This is a genomic window from Okeania hirsuta (assembly GCF_003838195.1).
GTDB classification, from domain to species: Bacteria; Cyanobacteriota; Cyanobacteriia; order Cyanobacteriales; family Microcoleaceae; genus Okeania; species Okeania hirsuta.
In genome coordinates, this window is record NZ_RCBY01000007.1 from 14,838 (window position 1) to 37,962 (window position 23,125).

18 protein-coding genes are annotated in these 23,125 nt (G+C 34.0%); 16 read left to right on the plus strand and 2 right to left on the minus strand.

Annotation, left to right across the window (positions count from 1 at the left end; all coding sequences use genetic code 11):
• Window positions 1-317: 317 nt before the first annotated feature.
• The 3 genes from D5R40_RS02220 (at window position 318) to D5R40_RS02230 (ending at window position 3,823) form a co-directional block, all read left to right on the plus strand.
• Window positions 318-1,514: a DUF8838 domain-containing protein gene (locus D5R40_RS02220; protein WP_124143625.1), complete on the plus strand. Its 1,197-nt coding sequence runs from the start codon at window positions 318-320 to the stop codon at window positions 1,512-1,514.
• A gap of 1,436 nt (window positions 1,515-2,950) precedes the next feature.
• On the plus strand, window positions 2,951-3,208 hold the full coding sequence (locus D5R40_RS02225) for a hypothetical protein (RefSeq protein WP_124143617.1): 258 nt from the start codon (window positions 2,951-2,953) through the stop codon (window positions 3,206-3,208).
• Window positions 3,209-3,361: 153 nt separating this feature from the next.
• Complete coding sequence (locus tag D5R40_RS02230; RefSeq protein ID WP_124154179.1) at window positions 3,362-3,823, plus strand: DUF2267 domain-containing protein; 462 nt, start codon at window positions 3,362-3,364, stop codon at window positions 3,821-3,823.
• Between the two features lie 1,677 nt (window positions 3,824-5,500).
• Here the strand turns inward: D5R40_RS02230 and D5R40_RS34405 are convergent.
• A complete protein-coding gene (locus D5R40_RS34405; RefSeq protein ID WP_161564360.1) occupies window positions 5,501-5,647 on the minus strand; it encodes a hypothetical protein in 147 nt (48 codons plus the stop codon).
• 269 nt (window positions 5,648-5,916) lie between these two features.
• On the opposite strand from D5R40_RS34405, the gene arsS reads away from it, so the two are divergent.
• The 10 genes from arsS to D5R40_RS02275 all read left to right on the plus strand — a co-directional run bounded on the left by arsS (window position 5,917) and on the right by D5R40_RS02275 (window position 16,937).
• Window positions 5,917-6,903: an arsenosugar biosynthesis radical SAM (seleno)protein ArsS gene (gene arsS, locus D5R40_RS02235; protein WP_124154180.1), complete on the plus strand. Its 987-nt coding sequence runs from the start codon at window positions 5,917-5,919 to the stop codon at window positions 6,901-6,903.
• Window positions 6,904-7,070: 167 nt separating this feature from the next.
• Window positions 7,071-7,400 carry an ArsR/SmtB family transcription factor gene (locus D5R40_RS02240; RefSeq protein WP_124143614.1) on the plus strand — a complete coding sequence of 110 codons (330 nt, stop codon included), beginning with the start codon at window positions 7,071-7,073 and terminating at the stop codon, window positions 7,398-7,400.
• Window positions 7,401-7,975: 575 nt separating this feature from the next.
• Window positions 7,976-8,416 (plus strand): pentapeptide repeat-containing protein, encoded by a 441-nt coding sequence (locus D5R40_RS02245; protein ID WP_124143613.1) that lies wholly within the window; start codon window positions 7,976-7,978, stop codon window positions 8,414-8,416.
• A 100-nt stretch (window positions 8,417-8,516) separates the two neighbouring features.
• Entirely contained in the window at window positions 8,517-10,460 is a 1,944-nt protein-coding gene (locus tag D5R40_RS02250; RefSeq protein WP_124154181.1) for a CHASE2 domain-containing protein, read from the plus strand.
• Window positions 10,461-11,002: 542 nt separating this feature from the next.
• A complete protein-coding gene (locus D5R40_RS02255; RefSeq protein ID WP_124143611.1) occupies window positions 11,003-11,806 on the plus strand; it encodes a DUF928 domain-containing protein in 804 nt (267 codons plus the stop codon).
• Window positions 11,807-12,338: 532 nt separating this feature from the next.
• On the plus strand, window positions 12,339-13,064 hold the full coding sequence (locus D5R40_RS02260; protein WP_124143610.1) for a TVP38/TMEM64 family protein: 726 nt from the start codon (window positions 12,339-12,341) through the stop codon (window positions 13,062-13,064).
• A 75-nt stretch (window positions 13,065-13,139) separates the two neighbouring features.
• Window positions 13,140-13,274, plus strand: coding sequence for a hypothetical protein (locus D5R40_RS40670; protein ID WP_275670294.1), 135 nt, complete (start codon window positions 13,140-13,142; stop codon window positions 13,272-13,274).
• Window positions 13,275-13,731: 457 nt separating this feature from the next.
• The gene (locus tag D5R40_RS02265; RefSeq protein WP_124143609.1) at window positions 13,732-14,439 is read left to right on the plus strand and encodes an HAD family hydrolase; all 708 of its coding nucleotides are present in this window, start codon (window positions 13,732-13,734) and stop codon (window positions 14,437-14,439) included.
• Window positions 14,440-15,375: 936 nt separating this feature from the next.
• Window positions 15,376-15,612, plus strand: a complete 237-nt coding sequence (locus tag D5R40_RS02270) for a hypothetical protein (protein ID WP_124143608.1) — start codon at window positions 15,376-15,378, stop codon at window positions 15,610-15,612.
• A 290-nt stretch (window positions 15,613-15,902) separates the two neighbouring features.
• A complete protein-coding gene (locus tag D5R40_RS02275; RefSeq protein ID WP_124143607.1) occupies window positions 15,903-16,937 on the plus strand; it encodes an amino acid ABC transporter substrate-binding protein in 1,035 nt (344 codons plus the stop codon).
• Window positions 16,938-16,955: 18 nt separating this feature from the next.
• Here D5R40_RS02275 and D5R40_RS02280 read toward each other — a convergent pair whose 3' ends face one another.
• A complete protein-coding gene (locus D5R40_RS02280) occupies window positions 16,956-18,221 on the minus strand; it encodes an RNA-guided endonuclease InsQ/TnpB family protein (protein ID WP_124143606.1) in 1,266 nt (421 codons plus the stop codon).
• Between the two features lie 225 nt (window positions 18,222-18,446).
• On the opposite strand from D5R40_RS02280, the gene D5R40_RS02285 reads away from it, so the two are divergent.
• The 3 genes from D5R40_RS02285 (at window position 18,447) to D5R40_RS02295 (ending at window position 23,110) form a co-directional block, all read left to right on the plus strand.
• Complete coding sequence (locus D5R40_RS02285; RefSeq protein ID WP_124143605.1) at window positions 18,447-19,496, plus strand: amino acid ABC transporter substrate-binding protein; 1,050 nt, start codon at window positions 18,447-18,449, stop codon at window positions 19,494-19,496.
• A 176-nt stretch (window positions 19,497-19,672) separates the two neighbouring features.
• Window positions 19,673-20,839 (plus strand): amino acid ABC transporter permease, encoded by a 1,167-nt coding sequence (locus tag D5R40_RS02290; protein WP_124154182.1) that lies wholly within the window; start codon window positions 19,673-19,675, stop codon window positions 20,837-20,839.
• Between the two features lie 1,059 nt (window positions 20,840-21,898).
• Window positions 21,899-23,110, plus strand: a complete 1,212-nt coding sequence (locus D5R40_RS02295) for an amino acid ABC transporter permease (RefSeq protein WP_124143603.1) — start codon at window positions 21,899-21,901, stop codon at window positions 23,108-23,110.
• Window positions 23,111-23,125: the final 15 nt, after the last annotated feature.

Below are 23,125 nucleotides of genomic sequence, written 5' to 3' on the forward strand. Positions count from 1 at the left end.
AATCAAGGGATAAAATATCCGACTCCCTCCTCTAAATTCCCCATTCCTCCTGACTTCCCCTCCTGGGAGGGGTTAGGGGTGGGTTGACTCCTACCTCATACCAAAAAACTTATTCAGCAAACCCTATTTATTCTCTTATTCTTTACTTTTTCTCAGCAAATACTCATTTAAAAGTGTTTTAAATAAAAATATATAACTAGATAAATTTTCACAATATATAAATCATACTTTGTGAAAATTTACTTAATGTGTGTCATCTTCAGCTTGATTATTTGGTAGATATAATGAATTGGGAAAATTTTGAACAAGATTTATTTATGACCGATACAACCACAAATGAAAAATTGACTGCTAACTATAATATTGAAAATGCAGTTTTAACGCGTTATCAAGCAGGCGCTCAACAAGTACAACCAGATCTATGTTGTCCGACTGAATATGAGGAAAATTATCTAGATATTTTACCTCAAGAAATTATTCAAAAAGATTATGGTTGTGGAGACCCTACTCGTTATATTTCTCCTGGAGAAACAGTTGTAGATTTAGGTTCGGGCGCTGGAAAAAATTGCTATATTCTTGCTCAAAAAGTTGGTGCTGAAGGGCAAGTAATAGGAGTAGATTTTAATGATGATATGTTAGGATTAGCTCGAAAATATCAAAATGAAATAGCTACTAAAATTGGATACAAAAATACTAAATTTGTCAAAGGAAAAATTCAGGATTTAGCCCTTGATTTAGACATAGTTGAACAGTGGCTTACTGCAAATCCTATTACTTCTATTGATGCTCTAGCAGCTTTTGAATCAGAATGTAATGCTCTCCGCAAAGAACAACCTTTAATTCGAGATAATAGTGTTGATGTAGTAATTTCTAATTGTGTGTTGAATTTAGTTCGCCCCCAAGATAAAGAAAAACTATTTAGTGAAATTTATAGAGTTTTAAAGCGAGGTGGTAGAGCAATTATTTCTGATATTGTCTGTGATGAAGACCCCACTCCAGACATTATTAATGACCCGGAATTATGGAGTGGTTGTATTGCTGGAGCATTTCGAGAAGATGTTTTTCTAAAAATGTTTGAAGAGGCTGGTTTTTATGGAGTTGAAATTCTCAAACGTCAAGAAAAACCATGGCAAGTAATAGATGGAATTGAATTTAATTCTGTGACAGTTCGTGCTTTTAAAGGAAAAGAAGGAGAATGTTTAGAAAGGAATCAGGCTGTAATTTACAAAGGTCCTTGGAAACAGGTGGTTGATGATGATGGTCATACTTTGTACAGAGGTCAAAGAATGGCTGTTTGTGATAAAACTTTCAAAATTTATACAGACCAAAATGGTCCTTATTATCAAGATTTTTTGCCTGTTGAACCTTATACAGATATTCCATTAAATTCAGCACAACAATTTGATTGCCGACGTTCTAAAAATAGGCATCCGAAGGAAACTAAAGGTTTAGATTATCGAATTACAAGTGTTAATGATAATACGGATTGTTGTAGTCCTTCAGATTGTGGTTGAATTAAATCAAAAATAGTCTTAAATTACAGACTGGGATAATTCTAATATCATGTCTGGTTTAATACTTATAAATCATTGAGTAGCAGAGCAGGGATAGATTTGCCGTTGAAGTGAGAAGATGATTTTTTTCATCACTAATTAGGCGGATCTAATATCAATGCTTTGACTTTAAATACAGTAGAAACGAGAGACTAATTTCTACTGTATTTTTTTGTATAACAGAAGGAAGAAGCAAAAATCTGGCGTTGTCTGAGTTTTCAGCTTTTAGGGGAAGTGGTAGATATGTAGCGGTCATAAAAATTATTCAATTTTAAAATACTTAATTTTTGATTTTTTTTAAATTTTTATAGTTTAGGCATACCACCGGGTAAAAGAAATATTTATGGCGAGCGATCGCTCTCTAAAAATCATTGTTTAATTTGGCAGAATTGAGGTTCTCATAATATAAAGTCGATCGATATAGATGCCAAATTAGTTCTGTACATATTTTTGGTCAGTTTATAATCAAGTTTTTCTATCAATCAGACATAAAACAGTAGAAAAATAAATAGGTACAACAAGTTATATTGGGGTGCATCTCATATTTGCAAAAATACTTTTTCCTATATATTCCCTGTTGCCTGTTGCCTGTTGCCTGTTGCCTAAAAGCGATAAATTTTTGGCTTTATTCAAAATTGAGATGCACCCTTATATTGAACGCTTTAATCATACTCTTCGTCAGTGAATTTCCCATCTTTTTAGGAAGACTTTATCCTTTAAAAAAAAATTGGAAAATCATTTAATCTCTATATGAAATTTAATACATTATACCAATTCCCAAAAATAATGCTATAGTTTATATGCGAATTCAGTTATTAAGTGATAATAATGCTTCAGTAATGTTTGCATGCGATTATCGGTATTAAAGCAAAATATCTTATTTCTTTTCGCCCTACTCCCTACTCTCAAGGATATTTAACAATAATGCGTTAAAAATGGTATTATTCTGATGCAATGCCCGCCCCAATTTTAGAATATTGCTACATATTTACCGAGAAATTGTGGGTATGCGCCTCCCCTTTTAAGGGAATAAAAAAAAGAGAATATTTCTTATTTAAAGCCTCCTGATTGCAGAGATACTGATAACTGATAACTGTTAACTGATAACTGAAATTACCACGTTGGGAATAGTTCTAATATTCTTGATATTTAACCACTTTTGAACTGCCAAAACTTTTGATACATAGCAGTCGAAAGAAAGGTTAAGGCTTATCAAAAGCTGAAAATTCAGACAAAGTAAGATTTTTCCTTTTTCCTTTTTATCTCTTCCTTCTTACTTCTTCTAATCAGTTATGATAAGATACCATAACTATATCCAGTTCTACAAACCTACCATTTCATAAATTTTGAGGGTGTTTGAGCTATTACCAATTATCCATTACCCATGAATGAATAAAATGCCTAATTCAAATTTTCAACCTTTAGATAATTATTCAGTTGAGTCAGAAGAAAATAAAAACGACCAAAATGACGAAATGGAAGTTATAGAATCTTATAATCCTGAAACTAAGGTAATGCTGGAGCGGTTTATTTTAGTATTAATAGCAATTGGATTAATCGTAGGAGCAATTTTATCGGTTGGAGTTGTTTATATTCTTGATAAAACTGGATTTACAACTCCCCCCAGTCAACAACCAATAAATCTAGGAAACTAAAAAGCGACTGCTCTATCTCAATTCTATCTCAATTATTATCTATCTAGATGGCAAACATATTAGTGAGTAGATAAAAACTACCTGAGTAGTTATTTTTTTGTATTTACCTATGTGATAATATCTAATAATCTAATAATATTTAGGGATTTAATTATGACAGATTCTCAACAAGTTCCTGTAGATGAAAAATTTGTGCCTTTTCTTCAGAAAGTTCAAACTCAGGCAGGATTACCAGATATTTACGATGCCAGAGATATTAGTGTTATTGTCTTTCGTACAATGCGAGATTTAATGACAACAGAAGCATCTAATCAGGTAGCTTCAGATTTAAATTCTGGTAGTGAAAAACCAGACCCAGATGAAATAGCAGAACTTTGGAAAGATAATAATCCACTTGTTGCTTTTCTGAGTAAAATTCGACCACCACTTACATTTGATGGTGATACTTTTATTTTCCGAGTGAATCAAGAATCAGGTGTTCCTAAAGGAATAGCACCGGAAACTGTAATTAAAGCTGTTTTTTCTGCGATAAAGGAAGAACTTTCTCCAGAAAGAATTCAAGAAATAGCTAATTTTATGCCAGATAAAGTTAAGGTTATGTGGAACGAAGCTTAGGGGATTAATATTTTTTCCACTCTTTAAAATAACTAGGTTTGTTAGTGCAGCATTTTTTAGGAAAGGAGGAATAAAGAAGGAATAGAAAAGATTTTTTTTTGATTTTCAGCACTGCTATAGCTATCCTAGATAGAATATGAACATTAGCTATAGATCAAGAGAATTAATCCTCAGTATTTAGATAACTAAAATTTGTTCAAAATCTATTTAGGACAGCTATATATAATCATCTTCAGGCCGCAAAGATTTGCTGATAATTTTAATTAACTTATTTCTAGCTTTCATCCTTCTTCCTAATTTTTAATCATAGTAAATACAAGGATTAAATTTAATCTTATACTCGATCAAAACAAAATCCTGCTAATCACAACAACTATCCTTTCCATAAAATAATTTTTGAGATTTTGACTCAGTTAGCCTCCTACGGAGGAACTGTGTTAACATTTGAAGAATGCGGGTTTCATACCTGTCACAAAGGCGCACCACTAATTTCTTTAAATAAGCGTAGAGGTCTTATACCAATTTGAAAAAAGAATGCTACAAAAAAAAAGCTGAAAATCATGCTTAAAAATAACTTCTCCAATCCGATAAACTACCTATTTCAATATTTACAATATCTGCGAGTGAGAAAATTTTAGACTTAAGGCCAAAAATATAGATTAAGCGGTTGTTTTGCTGGCGCACAACTGCGTTAACGCTGCGCGACATCTTTGCGGAGCATGACAAACGGAAAAAGTGGAGCTTCCCGAGGGGTAGGATAGCTTTGATAGCGCACAACTACGTTAACGCGTCCGTCCTGTAGGGAATGGTCTCCTCCCCATATCCAATCGACCAAGAGAGACGCAACTACATTTTTTGAATTTAGTATTAAAGCAAATGTTAAAAATCTGGATAAAACAATGACATTTTTATTTTTTATCTATCCCAGATTGAATATTAAAAAACTTACTCTAACTCTCCAAAAATTTGGCGGATAAAATTGTATAAATTTTAGGATTATCAGGGCAGTCATGCAAAAATCAAAAAAGGTGCTAATATTCAAAAATAAATAATTAATCATTATTTATTTTGAAAAGAACAAGATTTACTAAAAGAATTTTTTTATATTGTAGGGCGACAGCTAGTGACAAAGTCAAAGAGAAGTTTTAAACCTTAAATTATTGACAAAATTACCTGCCGAACTATTCAATAATTTGCTTTTATGCCGACTCCTGACTCTCTAACTTAAACCACAGATACTTATAGATACTTGCCTATTTCTTAATTATTTCTCAGGTTAAACTCAGTTTATCTAGATTTAATTATAAATGTCTGTAATTAATAATTAAATTAAAAAATCTATAAATTGAATTTTATCAAACATCACTATTTTATGACATTTGCTATTACTGTTATATTTGAGTGTAGGAATAACTAATGATTGTTTTCCTAACTCTAAACCAACTATTGAATCAAATACTAATACCAATTTGATAAATGTTTGCTACAAATAGTTAGGCTATTTCTTAGGAGTCAACCCACCCCTCGCCCCTCCCCCTCCCAGGAGGGGAAGTCAGGAGTCAGGAGTCATAATGAATGGCTTTAATACCATTTTTAGGGTGTAAATTATCTTTTTTGTCAAAGGAACATTTCCTGTAAAATCTTTTTATCGCACTTATTATTCGTAACATTCTTTTTTTAAATTGGTATAATACAAGTGGAGCGATCGCCCAAAACTCTGACCCTAGTAAAAATCTCTGTACTGGTAAAAATTCTTAAACAAACATCTACAAAAAAAATAGAATAGCTATCTGTAGCACTGACCTCATAACCTACTTTAGTCAAAGTTAATTAGTGCGAGGAAGCCGTAAATACAATTGTTGATGAAAAACTTGATTTAAACTATAGTAAAGGAGTACAAAAGTTATTGAAAAAATAGAGATATAGCCATTTTACAAAAGTGGTAATTAATCATTAAAATTAATATCATTACATCAAAATATAATGATGAAAAATTTCAGGAAAATGTAAATATAAAATTCACTTCAATCAATACTTATCTGTAAAAAAAATATATCACAAATTTTTCAACTCCTTATTATCAAATAATAACAATGATTCAGACAGCTTTTACACCTTTCAAAACCAAACTTGATAAAACCTTAACTAAGAAAAAAATTACTGTTTTACAAATTAACCTTGGCAAACGTTGTAATCTTGCCTGTGCCCATTGTCATGTCGAAGCGAGTCCGAAACGAACAGAAGAACTTTCCCCAGAAATCTGTGAACAATTAATTGAACTAATTAATAGATTTCCTCAAATTCAAACAGTTGACTTGACTGGCGGTGCACCAGAAATGAATTATGGTTTTAAACAATTAGTTAAAGCTGCTAGAACAAATAAAAAAGAAGTAATTGTTCGTTCTAATTTGACAATTTATTTTGTTAAAGGATTTGCAGATATTCCAGAATATTGTGCTGAAAATCAACTGAGAATTGTGGCATCATTGCCTTGTTATTTAGAAGATAATGTCGATAAAATGCGCGGTTATGGCGTTTATAGTGAATCAATTAAAGCATTGCAATGGTTAAACAAATTAGGATATGGAAAAGATCGATATCTTATCTTAGATTTAGTTTATAATCCTCCCGTTCCAAAGAAAAATAAATTTACCCTTCCTCCTAATCAAAAAAATCTAGAGGAAGATTATAAAAAATATTTAGAAGAGAATTTTAACATCTACTTTAACCAACTTCTTACAATTACCAATTTACCCATAGGTAGAACTAAGCTATATCTGCAAAATAGAAAAATATATCAGCCTTATCTAGATTTTTTGGAGTCAAATTTTAATTCTGAGACTGTAGAAAATTTAATGTGTCGAAATGAATTATCAATTGATTATTTAGGTAATGTCTATGACTGTGACTTTAATCAGATGGAAAAGATCCCAGCTCAAACTAACAAAATTGAAAAAATCACAGTAGCTAAGTTATTAGAAGCTAATAGTTTAGACATAATTGAACAAGTGCAGACAGAAAATTATTGTTACGGTTGTACAGCAGGTTGTGGCTCTAGTTGCAGTGGGTCATTAATATAATTTAGAGCAAGTAAAAAATATAGTTTAAATTAATCCCCAAGCTACTACTAAAGGATTAATTTAGAGATGTTTAATTTCCTGAATTCCCAAATCTATGATAATATCTAAATTAGCAATACTATATATTACTAACTTATATACAAAGCCAGCAAATTATCACAAGAATAATGCTAGAAACATCACTAAACTTATCCCCTACTTATATGGCAGCAAGCTTTCAGGCACTTTCTGACCCATTACGAATTAAAATATTAGAACTGTTGCGTACACAAGAACTATGTGTGTGTGATATATGCGATCGCCTTCAAGTTTCTCAGTCCAAACTATCTTTTCATCTCAAAAATCTCAAAGAAGCTGCTTTAGTTAAAAGTCGCCAGGATGGTCGTTGGATATATTACAGTCTTAATTTATCTCAACTTGAAAGTTTAGAAAAGTACCTATCAGAATATCAAAAAATTAGCCCCTTACCAGCTCACCTTTGTGTCAATAATGATTAACTGAAATGCCTGATTATTTCAGTTATCAGTTAACAGTTATCAGTACCTCTACAATCAGGATGCTTGGCATAAGAAATATTCTCTTTTTTTTCCCTTAAAAGGGGAGGCGCATACCCACAAATTTTTCAGTAAAATTTGGCAGCAAATCTGAAAATCAGGGTAATACTAATATCATCACCGCTTAATTAAAAATCCAAAAAATTCTATCCAATCCTCATTTTGTCTTCTCTTTTTTCCTTGTTTCCCATGATTCATACTAAGTATCATACATGAAAAAAAATTGATGATTTTGCTCTACTTCCTCCTTTCATCAACAATCTTAAGTAAATCAAATTTAGTACTACAAATATCTAAGCTGATATAATATGACTCCAGTTTTTATAAAAATCAACATTATAGATAATACATATAAAATAATACCCTCTAAATTAATCCTCAACAGATAGGTGCTTTAACTAATCTCATAATTTAACTAACATCATATCTTAATAAGCAGTCGTAAAAATATTTAATCCACTCTATAGCACTATAGTTTATAAAATAGATATCTAGACTATATTTTATTATTCCAAATAATGACTAACCAACAAATAGAACGAAACATTAGACTGTTGCTCGAAACTCGCGAATGTCCAAACTGTTACCTAGAAGGAGCCAGACTTGGAGGTGTAAATTTAGGAGGAGCTAATCTTGGAGAAGCAAAATTACCAGTAGCTAACCTCGCAGGAGCAAAGTTAGGAGGAGCTAACCTGGGAGGAGCTAACCTGGGAGGAGCTTACTTAGGAGGAGCTTATCTGGGAGGAGCTAACTTAGGTGGAGCTTACTTGGAAGGTGCAAATTTAGAAGGAGCTTATCTATCAGGAGCTAACTTAGGAGGAGCTTATTTGGAAGGTGCAAATTTAGCAGGAGCAAATCTAGAAGGAGCAAATTTAGGGGGAGCAAACCTCGAAGGAGCTAGTATAGAAGGGGCGCTCCTCAGCGGTGCAATTATGCCAGATGGCGGAAGACATGAGTAAGTGCAATTAGGTGAAGTTGAGTAATTCCCATGCTTTTTTCTGTTTAAGTTGACCAAGAGTGTGGAGAATACTTGCTTCATCCTAATTAGATTCAGGATGAATGGCCATCAAAATTATGCATCCTATACATTTTGTTAAGTGGATAGATAAAAAAGTCCATTCTTACGGAATACCAATATCAGCAATTTTAGTTTCTGGTGGAGCAATTCTGAGTTTATTATTTTTCAGGTACTTAGGAGTATTACAGCGACTAGAGCTATTTGTATTTGATGGGATGGTGCGTCTGGGGCCTGATGAAATCTCTGACCCCAGATTATTAGTAGTAGAGCTTACTGAAGAAGATATACAGTATTTAAGACAGTGGCCAATATCCGACAAAAATTTAGCAGATGTTTTAGCCTCTCTACAAGAGCATCAACCCTCAGTAATAGGTGTAGATTTATACCGAGATTTCCCTAAATATCCCGGTTATACACAATTAGTAGAACAACTACAGAAACCGAATGTTTTTGGTATTACTTTTATTGGCAATCAATTTGTGAGTACAACACCGCCACCTCCTAGTATTCCAAAGGAAAGAATTGGCTTTAATAATATTCCTCTAGACCCAGATGGTGTAGTGCGTCGCTATTCATTATTTATTAATAATGATCAAGAAACAATGGTGGCGTTTGGCTTACATTTAGCTCTCGCTTATCTCCAAGAATACAAAATATCCCCTCAGATAACTGAAAATAACGAATATCAATTAGGTGACGCAATATTTAAAAAATTACAACCAAACTCTGGAGGATATCAACAAATTGATGCTCAGGGATATCCAATTTTAATTAATTATCGTAATTCTCAATCTATAGCTCCAAAAATCACAATCAAAGATGTTTTATTAGGTAACTTTGACCCTGAATTAGTTAAAAACAAAATTGTCATAATTGGTAATACAGCTTCTAGTAGCAACGACTTTTTTCTTACTCCTTACAGTTTTGCTCAGTTAAACTTGTTAAAGTCAAAGATGTCAGGAGTAGAGACTCATGCTCAAGCTACTAGTCAAATTATTAGTGCAGTTCTTGACGATCAAAAGCTATTTTGGTACTGGGATGAATCAACGGAAATACTATGGATTTTCAGTTGGTCAATAGTCAGTGGTAGTATTGCTTGGCATATCAGACGACCTTTTATTTTGTTGCTAATTAATGTTCTAGCTTTAGGAGCTTTAATAGCTATTAGTTATGGCATTTTTATCAAGATGGGATGGATACCTGTAGCAGCACCAATATTAGGAATAATCATGACAACTGGGGTAGTAATAGTCTACAAAATTCAGGCATCATGGCAACAACAAAATATGGTGATGAAATTATTAGGTCAACAAACTTCTCCAGAGATTGCTCAAGCTCTTTGGCAAGAACGTTCATATCTGATTAATAGTGGAATTTTGCCTCCAAAAACAGTTACAGCAACAATTTTATTTACTGACCTAAAAAACTTTAGCACTATCTCTGAAAAAAAAACTTCAGAAGCTTTAATGAATTGGTTGAATGAATATCTGAGTGCCATGACAGATATTGTCATAAATCATCACGGAATAGTCAACAAATTTACTGGAGATGGAGTTATGGCAGTATTTGGAATACCAGTACCTCGTACCAGTGTTGAAGAGATTGCTATAGATGCCCAAAATGCAGTTAATTGTGCTTTAGCAATCGGTCAACATCTATCACAATTAAATCAAAAATGGCAACAACAAAATTCTTCTGAATTAAAAATGCGTATAGGGATTTATACAGGAACTGTTACAGTTGGTAGTTTAGGTGGAAAAAATCGCTTAGAATATGGAGTAATTGGCGATGGTGTTAATATTGCTTCTCGCTTAGAAAGTTTTGATAAAGAACGTCATCCAGGAATTTGTCGAGTTTTGATTGCTCAAGAAACTTTGGAATATTTAGATAGAAAATTTTCAGTAGAAGCTTGGGGTAATTTAAATTTAAAAGGAAAAAAAATACCAGTAAATGTATATTTAGTTACTGGGAAAAACTATTTTTAAATTAACCATAAACAACAAATAATTTTCAATTTTGACTCCTCATCAATGTTGCTATTTTTCTACAGCCACAAAAAAATATTAAACTATTTTTTCACACATTAGTGCAGGATGGTGGAAATAACTAATACCATTTCTCAAAAACTTTTCTACATTTTCTTTGGCTGGGGAGTAGGGGAGTAGGGGCACCTGGGAAGTATGCGCGGTCGTTAACATCCGTACAGGACGTTGTATGCAACATCCTTACAGAGAAGTAAACATAAGAATAATTAACATTAACTTGACTCAAATTAGTAAAAAGGTGATTCGGCCTGTGTTAATTACTTAATAACTGAACTTTACCTAAGTATAGCGAGTATAGCATTAATGCATGGGAATTCGTATAACCACTTAAAATCAGCTTAAAAAGCTGATTGTACAAGCTTTCTTACCTTCTTCTTCCTGCTTTATTCCTTCTTCAACTAGCTAGTTACACAATTCATAAATGGATAAACTATAATAGTAATAAGTAATTAAAACAGTTACCCAAAAAAGGAATTTAGAATATGTATCTACAAAATTTCCGTTTTTCTATTACTCTCAAAACTATGATTTTGACATTAGTTTTAGGATTATTTACTACTTCTTTTCCCAACAGTACATCAGCAAACTCTACTCATTCTGCTAGTTCAACTAATAGGAAAGCAAATACTACTCTAGGTATTTCTCAAAATACCTTAGCAAATATTGTTCCTAGAGTCGAAGGTGGTTCAACAGGTACTTATGGTGGAGGATCGCGAGGAGCAAATAATTGTATAGATGAAGGTCAAAAACCTCTAACTCCTCTAATTCCCAAGATAAATCAAAAACAAGAATTAACCCTAGTAACCTTAGCCTCACATCCAACAATTTATATGTATGTGCCAGAAAATACAGCTATAGCTGGAGAATTTATCTTGAAAGACTCTAGTCAAAAAATAGTTTATGAAAAGCTACTACCAGTGTCAAATAGTCAGGGCATTATACGTATTAAAATTCCCAACAATCAACCAGAATTAAAAGTAGGAGAAAATTATCAATGGACATTCTCTTTGAGCTGCGAAGGAAGTGGTTCTGGAACTATTGTTCAAAGCTCAATTAAAAGAGTTAATCCCAATCCAAATTTGACAACAGAAATACAGCAAAAATCAGAGAGAGACCGCTGGTTAATTTATTCGGACGCAGGTATATGGCACGAAAAACTGGATGCCTTAGCAGAAAAAATTAGTTTGAATCCGAACGATAACAAACTTAAATCAGAATGGCAAAATCTACTTAATTCAGTAGGTTTAAATGATGTAGCTACAGAGCCATTAACTTCAACTAATTAGCAAGTTAATTTGAAGACTCGAATTAGTCATATCACCTACACTACTTAACAAATAAGGTATGGAGAAAAATAACTATTTTAGAATGACTATAAAAATGTAGCAATCCTATTTCAGTTGCGGGTAAAAATATCTTTTAATTTAGGGAACACCGGAGCTGGGAATAGAGGTAAAAGTTTCAGAGTTTTTATATATCCTTAGATTGTTTACAAATGATTTCTAATTGCTATATTTGTTAGAAAAGTAGGCATAACATCTAAACTTGAATTAAATCCTCTTTCTAGGAATCATTCAATTTTAAATGTTTACCAAACATCTCTATTGATAAAGCAACTCAGTCAAAAATGAGTATCAGAGATATCTAAGAAATCGTCAAAAAAATTATCCCAAAATACCCCATAGTCAGAATCAATGTTACATGAAAATTAGATAAAAATCTGATAAGACTACGATGAAAATAAAGGTTTTTACCTCTATATACGAGTATCATATACATTAATACTAAGATTATTGTAAATGTCGTATATACTAATAGATGAATAACCTAGAACAAGAAACAGAAAAAAAGTCAAAATCAAACAAACTACTCAAACCACTCTTAATCGTTTTTGTAGTCGCAACTCTCCTAGTTATTGCTCATAAATTTAACGCTCAACAACTCTTGATAAATGCCCTAGATTGGATAAAAACTCTTGGCCCTTGGGGTCCCATAGCTTTTATCATTATTTATATTCTGGCCACAGTTTTCTTCCTTCCAGGCTCACTACTAACTCTAGGTGCAGGTCTGTTATTTGGCCCTATTTTCGGTTCCATCTACGTTTCTGTTGCTTCAACTATAGGTGCAACTTGTGCCTTCTTAGTTGGTCGCTATCTAGCGCGAGGTTGGGTTTCTAAACAAATAGAAGGAAATGAAAACTTTAAGGCCATTGATGAAGCAGTAGCTGACGAAGGATGGAAAATTGTTGGACTAACTCGCTTATCTCCTATTTTTCCTTTTAACCTACTAAACTATGCTTTTGGAGTAACTCAAGTATCTTTACGAGACTATTTTTTCGCTTCTTGGATTGGGATGATGCCAGGAACAGTAATGTATGTATATCTTGGTTCCCTAGCTGGCAGTTTGGCAACTTTGGGCACAGAAGGAGGGACGCGTACCACAGCAGAATGGATTCTTTATGGAATAGGTCTAATAGCTACAGTTGCTGTAACCGTTTATGTGACAAAAATTGCTAGAAAAGCTCTACAGAAGAAAATTTCCTAATTTTTTGCTCCATAGTGCAAGCAAGAAAAACTCACCTTATACTGACATTTAGGAAATTAAGACAGGAAAAATTTGATGGCCGTTAAGAAAAATACAAAATACGAAAAATTTCTAGCGCCATTGGTCAGCAACTTTTTAATTTACCAAGAAGCTATGGAACTATTCCGCAATAGTATGATGTTGGGAGGGATAAAGCGATCGCCTCACTGAATAATTGATAATTTTAGGTTTGAAGTCTCTCTTTAATTAAGGAGGAAAATAATTAATATTCTTTTTTAGTCAATCCTCTTCTTAAACTGATAACTGAAATGACCTTAATGCTAAAACAGCTATTTATACAACCAGAGGTTATTGGGTCAACTTATAACCTGAGATACTTTTTTTCTTATTGATACTAAATCCGGTTTTCATAAATGTCTTATTTTTATACCGTAACTGCTTGATATAAAAATATTTATCAATATTGAAAAGTTGGTTTTTGCCACCTTATTTAGTATTATATAGTCATTTAAATTTAGATTGAGATAGGGTTTCTTGCCTTGAAAGACTTTCAGTATAAAAACTGTTTCATTCTTATTTTAAATTACTATAATTTTAGACCACTAAAAATATGAGTTCTGAATTTTTTTTTGATTATAATTAGTTGAAATATAAATGGCTATAATTTATGACTATCAAAGCTATTTTGTTCGATTTTAATGGTGTAATTATTAATGATGAATTTCTCCATGAAAAATTAATAGAACAAGTATTAATTGATGAAAATTTGCTACTTAGACCAGGAGAATACAACCAATTCTGTTTAGGAAGAAGCGATCGTGCTTGTTTAGAAGGAATACTTACGGAAAGAGGTAGATATATTAATGAAGGGTATTTAGACCAGTTAATTAAACGTAAAGCTCTAGCTTATCAACAACAATTAGAAAGTCTTGAAGAGTTACCAATTTATTCAGATACGATAGATTTTATTTCTCAGGTCGCTCAAGCTAATCTGAAAATGGCTGTAGTTAGTGGCGCTCTTCGATCCGAAGTAGAATTAGTCTTAAATAAAGCTAATTTAATTGATTTTTTTAAGACAATTATTGCTGGAGATGATGTAGAAGCTAGTAAGCCAAAACCCGATGCTTATTTGTTGGCAGTAAATATTCTAAATCAACAATATCCAGACATGAATCTACAGCCTTCAGAATGTTTAGCAATAGAAGATACTTTTGCCGGAATTGAAGCAGCTAAACTCGCAGGAATGTCTGTAGTTGGTGTCGCTCATACTTATCCTTTTCATATGCTCCAGCGTTTGGCCAACTGGTGTGTAGATTATCTATCAGACCTTGAATTGGACAGAATACAAAAAGTTGATCAACAAATTAATTCTTAGATATTTGTATATTAGACATCTGGGAAAAAGAATAGACTTTTTGCACAAGTAGGGAACAGGTAACAGGGAACAGCGGTGCGACCCCGCGACGACGTTAGTTTTAGCTCCTCTGGAAAAGGCTAGCCACAAGTGGTCAGACCCCGCCTCGGCGACAGACGCAAGGGAATGCTGACCAACAGAGGTAATAGGGAAGAAAATTTCTGAAAAAAGACACAAAAAATGATCAATAGACATCTCCGAAAAAGATATAGATTTTTTGCAGGAGTAGGCAACAGCTCCGAAAGGCAACAGGCAACAGGTAAGATGTTTTTACGCGCGAAGGCACGAAAAAAGATTTTTTAGGGTGAATTTTTCGTATCCTTAGTCTGCTCTAATTAAAAGATTTATTTTCTGGATATCTCTAATATGTATAATTTCCACTCCTATGTCTATTAGATATTTGTATAGAAGAATACTGTTTTTTATACAAAAGAAAGTATCATTTACCTCACAAATATGTACATCAACCTGCAACAGATTAGGTGATTAATGTGGTAGCACTGACGGGGTAAATATTTTTTTTGTTTGTTCCCTATCCTGCCTCCCCATCTCCTCTACTCCCTACTCCCTAAAACCATCAATATATGTACTTAATCAACTTGGAAACTGCTTTAACTTTAATTTTCGTTCCGATAAAATACCCATGAAACCTTTTGAGTCCCATCAAAAATAAGTAAAGAACAACATCGGTTTGTAAAGATATTGGTAATAATTGTAACTTATTGTGTTTAACTGCTTCTGATATTAGTAGATTTCAGTTACTATTAACTAAATATAAAAGAATAGTTAAGAAAGCATAAGATTGGGAATATATATGCTTTGGGTTACGTCCTGGTTACTAACTAGCCTGTACCAATCTGCCAAAAAGATGATTATTTATACTTATATGGAGGTTCTATGACTCCCACAATGTTGCGTCAGCTTTGGTCTTTAATCGAGAACTCCCAAGCTACAACCTTAATATCCCTAGATGATGCTACCCTAGTTCAGTGGTTAATCAAACAGTTGAAAACTAGAAATTCCCTAAATGGCAGGGAAGCAGATTTAATTAACGAATATATCCAGTCTCGGCTGTCTTTAATTAGAGATTTAGCTGAAGAACGTTTGGGTAGCGAACCTTCACCATCGGTATAGTAAAAGTTCTACAGAAATATAGTCCTATATATTCAAATAATGTCAAATATAAGTAGAAACTATTTAAATAAATATAGCTAAGAAAGAATTGGTTAAGACATAAACTAATGACAAATCTTAGATTAGAAAATGTTTTTCCAACTTTTGCCTATTGCCTATTCCCTGTTCCCTGTTCCCTGCTAAATGTGGAAAGTATTTACTTGAAATCCTCCAGAAGCGATCGCTAAGTTAAACGTTATGGTAGTTTTGAATAGGTTATTTTTCCCAGATTAAAAAAATCTTAATAAACTATGCAAAAATGCTTATCTCTACTAATAGCAACTGTGTTAATGGTACTACCATTAACAGCCTGCGAAGAAGAAAGTCAACAAACCACCAGTCGTCTAGATATAGTCAAAGAGCGTGGTAAATTAAACTGTGGGGTAGAAGGAGCTATACCAGGATTTAGCTTTGTAGACCAAAATGGCAACTACTCAGGAATAGATGTGGATATTTGTAAGGCAGTTGCAGCAGCTTTATTTAACGATCCAAATGCTGTAGAATATCGTAACCTAGATTCAACTGAACGTTTCACAGCTTTGAATGGTGGAGAAGTAGATATGCTTTCTCGAAACACAACTTGGACAGTAAGTCGGGATACCACCGTTGGTCTAGAGTTTGCCCCCACAACATTTTATGATGGTCAAGGGATGATGGTCCGTACTGATAGTGGGATTAATTCTTTGGAGGGTTTGGAAGGCAAATCAATTTGTGTTGAAGCAGGTACAACCACAGAACTAAATTTAACAGACAATCTCCGTAAACGAAACATTGAAGCAGAGACATTAACATTTCAACAAGCAGACCCTGCTTATGCTGCTTATGCAGAAGGACGTTGTGATGGGATGACTTCTGATAAATCTCAGTTATTGGGTCGTCGTAGTACTCTACCTAATCCAGATACTCATACTATCCTAGATGTTACTATGTCCAAGGAACCTTTAGGTCCTGTGACGAAAAATAATGATTCAGCTTGGTTTGACGTGGTTAAGTGGGTAACTTACGCTTTGATAGAAGCAGAAGAGTTAGGTATTACCCAAGCAAATGTAGATGAAAAGAAAAATTCTGATGACCCCACAGTCAAACGCTTTTTAGGAGTAGAGGGAGACCTAGGTGAAGGTTTGGGTTTGAGTAATGATTTTGCTTATAGAGTTATTAAGCAAGTAGGCAACTATGGTGAAGTTTATGACCGTAATTTAGGAGCACAATCTCAATTTAAGTTACCTCGCGGTCAAAATAATTTATGGACAAATGGTGGATTACTTTATTCTCCTCCATTCCGGTGACATCCTCCCGGCGCTGAATCAATAGATAAAGCGCGGGCTTCCAACATCACTGTTAGATATTGCTGCCCTACGCCACTTGTCTAGGTAAAAAGCCCCCGACAGCCCGACTTGACAGCCAATTTCTTTCCCCCAGAGTCCCTGGGTACTAAGTGCTTCGTAGCCTCGGTTACAGATTTCCTGAGCTGAGGCTATGTCGCGATCGACCTCATACTTACATTCTGGGCAGCTATGCCATCTATCAGACAGTTCTTTCCTCACTTCAATTCGGCAGTTTGGGCAGGTTTGAGATGTCCCCTTGTGGTCTACTTCGGCGACATATACCCCTCGCTTTTTTCCCACATAAGAAAGAATACTCCGAAACTGCCCAAAAGCCGCATCAATCGTGTGTTTGCCAAGAAATCCTTTTGCCATAACTCGGAAATCAATATCCTCAACGAAGATTGTTCCGGCCATGTCACACAATTTGTGAGCTAACTTGAACTGATAGTCTTTGCGCTTGAAACCGATATGATTGTGCTGCTTTTCTACTTTAATCCTGGCTGTTTCATAGTTAGCAGAACGTTTTTTCTTCTTCGACAATCTGCGTTGTAGCACTTTCAGCCGACGATGCTCTGTTGCAAAGAATTTGCGTCCTGGTTCTGTAAAGCCGTCACTGGTTGCCAGATAACTGTTCAGTCCGATATCTATTCCCACGAAATGACCATGAGGCTCTGGTTCTGGTATAGAAATATCAGATTGAATGGCAATAACAGCAAACCACCCCATCGCTTTTTTGAGAATTCTGACTTGTTTGACAACAAACCCGTCAGGGATTGGTCGATGCAAGTTGATTTGGACTCTCCCTAACTTGGGTAACTTGATTTGCCACCCTGTAATTGGGTTGGTGGAAAACTGAGGGAAAAGTATCGACTTCATTTGTCCATACTTTTTGTACCTAGGAAATCCGTAACCTCTATTCTGGAAAAAGTCCCAAGCATCCTGCAATCTCCTGATGGTTGTTTGCAGAACCTGAGAGGGGACTGCTGCTAAACGAGGAAACTCTTTTTTAGCTTTGGGGAGTTTGTTTTGCTGTTGCTGATACCCAGGGAATGGATAATCGGCGCTCATTATGTACTCTGACTCCAAGCTACACCTATCTACTGGACACTTTCTAGAAGCAATCCAGTCTTTCAGTTCCCTGAGCGCGTAGTTGTAAGTTACTCGACAAGTTTCGAGCCATTCATTGAGCAACTCGACTTGTTTTTGATCGGGGTAAATGCGATAGGTGTAGTTTAGATTTAGCATGAAAAGAATCTTACCACAAAAAACAGATTGTAGTAACTGCTAATTTTACCGGGTTTGACCGGATAAAATTAGCTTGGGGGAGTCGATGTATCCCGGCGCTAATTATCCGCGAATATAGCGCGGGACTTATAGCTCCCCCAAACCCCCTCAAAAGTTAAAGGAGAGGCTTTAAACCTTAATTATTCGGTAAATGAAAAGTTCTTAGCAGGAGAGTGAAAAGAAATTATGCAAAAATGGGTATATTTGCTATTGACAATTTTGCTATTTTCCACATACTTGACATCTTGTGAAAATTCCCAATCTGAACCAACCCCACCAGGAAAAAGTCGTTTAGATGTTGTGAAAGAACGTGGCAAACTACATTGTGGTGTAGAAGGATACATACCCGGATTTAGTTTTGTAGACAAAAATGGCAACTATTCCGGAATAGATGTGGATATTTGCAAGGCAGTAGCAGCAGCTTTATTTAATGACCAAAATGCTATAGAGTATCGTAACCTAGATTCAACTGAGCGTTTCACAGCTCTCAATGGTGGAGAAGTAGATATGCTTTCTCGAAACACAGCTTGGACAGTAAGTCGAGATACCACCGTAGGTCTAGAATTTGCCCCCACAACATTTTATGATGGTCAAGGAATGATGGTTCGTGCTGATAGTGGAATTAAATCTTTAAAGGACCTCGAAGGTAAATCAATTTGTGTTGAAGCAGGTACGACCAGAGAACTTATTTTATCAGATAATCTCCTTAAACGAAATATTCAAGCTGAGACATTAACATTTCAACAAGCAGACTCAGCTTATGCTGCTTATGCAGAAGAAGGACGTTGTGATGGGATAACTTCCGATAAATCTCAGTTATTGGGTCGTCGTAGCACTTTACCTAATTCCGAACAACATATTATTTTAAATACTAACCTTTCAAAAGAACCTTTAAGTCCAGCAACAAAGAATAATGATTCAGCTTGGTTTGATGTAATTAAATGGGTAATTTATGCTTTGATAGAAGCTGAAGAATTAGGTATTACTCAAGCAAATGTAGACGAGAATAAAAATTCTGATGACCCAACAATAAGACGTTTTTTAGGAGTAGAAGGAAATATAGGTGAAGGTCTAGGTTTAAGTAATGATTTTGTCTATCGTGTAATTAAACAAGTAGGCAACTATGGTGAAATTTATGACCGAAACCTAGGAAAAAATTCTCCATTTAAACTGCCTCGCGGTCAAAATAATTTGTGGACTAATGGAGGTTTACTTTATTCACCTCCCTTTCGCTAAAAATTTTAAATTTTAAACAATAATGCCATTTTCAAAAAATATTGCTACATTGGCTATTCAAGGTATTAGGTGTTAGGTGGTAGGTGGTAGGTATAAGAAATAAACAGTGAAGATTTTTCAATTCCGTTCAGCATCTATATTTTACTGTAACAATCTTTCTTGAATTTGGTATAAAAATGATTGACCAGGAAAATCAAAAAATTCCACTATGGCGAGATGAAAGATTTTGGCGTATTGCCTTACAAGTTATCGCTATAGTAATTTTTGTTGCGGTTGTAGCTATAATGATTAGCAATCTTAACCGTAATTTAGTACAACAAGGTACAAAATTTGGATTTAGTTTTCTAGGAAACGAAGCTGGATTTAGTATTAGTGAAAGTCTCATTCCCTACAAAGCAAAAGACCCCTATAATCAAGTATTATTAGCAGGTCTGATTAATTCTCTGCGGGTAATGATTTTGGGAATTTTCTTCACAACAATAGTCGGAATATTAGCAGGAATTACTAGCTTTTCCGAAAACTGGTTACTACGAAATTTGAATCGGGTTTATGTAGAAGTTGTCAGAAATACCCCTCTACTATTACAGTTATTTTTCTGGTATTTTGCAGTTTTTTTCACTCTTCCCAAACCAGAAGAAAAATTAGAATTACCAGGACCAATATTTATGAGTAAACGAGGAATATCTATTCCTTGGCCGGAAAATACTCAGAATGTTTGGTTATGGTTAATAGTTTTGGTCTTAGGAGCGATCGCTGTTATATTTATTTGGCAGTGGCGAAATAAGTTAATGACGGAAAAAGCTACCTCTGGTCAACCTCAACTTATCGCTGTAATTAGTATTGGAATTATCGAATTATTAATTATTATATTTGCTCTAGGTTGGCAACCACCAATAGCAACAGAAACAGGCGCAACAGAAGGGGGATTAAATTTAACATTAGAACTGTCAGCTTTACTGGTAGGATTAGTATTTTATACAGGTGCATTTATTGCTGAAATTGTTCGTTCCGGCATTCAAGCAGTACCAAAAGGACAATGGGAAGCAGCAAAATCTTTAGGATTAAAATCTAGTTTAGTCATGCGGTTGGTAATTTTTCCCCAAGCATTAAGGGTAATGATTCCACCATTAAATAGTCAATATATGAACTTAGCAAAAAACTCTAGTTTAGCAATAGCTATTGGTTATCCAGATTTATATTCCGTTGCTAATACTACTTATAATCAAACAGGTCGTCCAGTAGAAGTATTTATTCTAATTATGGCAGTTTATCTTTTGATAAATTTGATAATTTCATTGTCTATGAATTCCTTAAATAAAAGCGTTCAACTCAAAGAAAGATAACAAAACAATGAATAATGAATAATGAATAATTATTAATTAGGGTTTGCTGAATCAAGTATGAGTGCTAGGGGTAGAAGTCAGGAGTCATAAATCAGGAAAAATAGGAATTATAAATGAGGTAGTCGGAAAAGTTTTCCCTTAATTTTTCTGTCATAATCATCCCGAAACAATAGCTTTATGCAGCTCTTTCCACCGAAAAGCTCATACTTTTTTAGACAAAAAAATGCTACAACCAATATCAGTCAATGCTTTAATATTAAATCAGCAAGCCCTAATTAATAATTACCGAATAATTAATAATTATTAATTAAATAATTTTGCTTTAAAGCCTCCCCTTTCAAAGGCAAAAAAGCGGTCGATATTCGGAGCTTCCCGAAGGGTGGGATGGATGGGTTTCCTAACCATATCCAATCGACCAAGAGAAGAAATAATATTTCCTTATTTTCAATTCCGTAACGGTTTTAACCTTCTTGTAATTATCAATTATCCATTATCAATTAATGAACTCTCCTTACGTCACAAAAATAATGGCAATTCACCACCAGCGAAAAATCCTCCCATCTCCCTAACTCCTCCGCTCCCCTTGAGGGTTTTGGACTGAAAACCAGGCAGTTTTTTCAACCCTAAAAACACTTTAGCCAATATCAGTCAATGCTTTGAGATTAGATAGTTCAGCAATTAACAATTAACAATTAATAATTAATAATTACTTCTTCTTAAAACGGATAGGATTGACTAAAATGATTTTTTTAAGTAGTCGTGCAAAATCAATTTCCTAGTTGAGAGAGGGAACAGGGAACAGGGAACAGGGAACAGGGAACAGGGAGAAATAATTGATAACTTCTGGATAAGATTGGAGATATATAATAAAATGTGTAATTAATTTTGCATAAGAACTAATGTGTAATTAATTTTGCATAAGCACTTATTTTGTCCCCTATCCAAGGGGCTGCTTCAAGGCGTGAATTGTTGAATTAATAATTATTAACTATCAACTATCAACTATCAACTATCAACTCTTAATTATTAATTATTAATTATTCGGTAAACCCTAATTATATGAAAACAATTAATACTAATAAATCATCAGCACCTCCATTTCAGGAAAATAATCCTATAGAATGGCTCAGACAAAATTTTTTTAGTACCTGGTATAACACCTTATTAACTATTATCTTACTCAGCATTATTACCAAGGGAATAACAGGTTTTATCTCTTGGGCAACAACTCAAGCAGAATGGGAAGTAATCAAAGTTAATTTGCCATTATTAATGGTAGGTAGATATCCTAAAGACCAATATTGGCGCATCTGGTTAATAGTTAGCATAATTTCTAGTTTATCTGGTTTCTCTTGGGGAATTATTGCCAGAAACTCAGCCACATTATTTTCCCAACCAGTATTAATTTTTCTAGCTGTCATACCTGCCATTTTATTATTAATTCCAGTAACAACCCCATTCAAACTCTTACTAATAGGAATAGTTATTTTAGTTATTAGTACTGCATGGGTAGGAAAAATTTTAGGCAAAAAAATTCCAAATATAGGTAAATACATATCTTTTATTTGGTTTATAGCCTTTCTCTTAATTATCTGGTTAATCGGAGGAGGATTAGGTTTAAAATCTGTATCTACAAACGACTGGGGAGGTTTAATGTTAACTATATTAATGGCTATAGTTAGCATTTTTCTATCTTTTCCTCTAGGAATTTTATTAGCTTTAGGCAGACAAAGTAAATTACCAGTAATCAAAATATTTTCTATTGGTTATATTGAAATTATCCGAGGATTACCTTTAATATCAATCTTATTTATGGGGCAAATTATGATTCCCCTATTTCTACCAGATGGAATGCGACCAGACCGGATTTTACGAGCAATATTAGGATTAACTTTATTTAGTTCAGCTTACCTAGCAGAAAATATTAGAGGAGGTTTACAGTCCGTACCAAGAGGTCAAACAGAAGCAGCAAAAGCATTAGGTTTTAATACTCCATTAGCATTAGGATTAATTGTATTACCCCAAGCATTAAAAGTTGCTATTCCCTCAATTGTAGGTCAGTTTATTAGTCTATTTCAGGATACAACTTTATTATCAATCGTCGGATTATCAGAATTATTACGCATGAGTCGCTCAATCTTAGCTCAACCACAATTTTTAGGAGATTATGCAGAAGTTTATTTATTTAACGGCATACTTTTTTGGATTATTTGTTATGCCATGTCAATTGGAAGTCGGCAGTTAGAAAAAAAATTAAATACCGATCATTAACAAAAACAAAAGTAG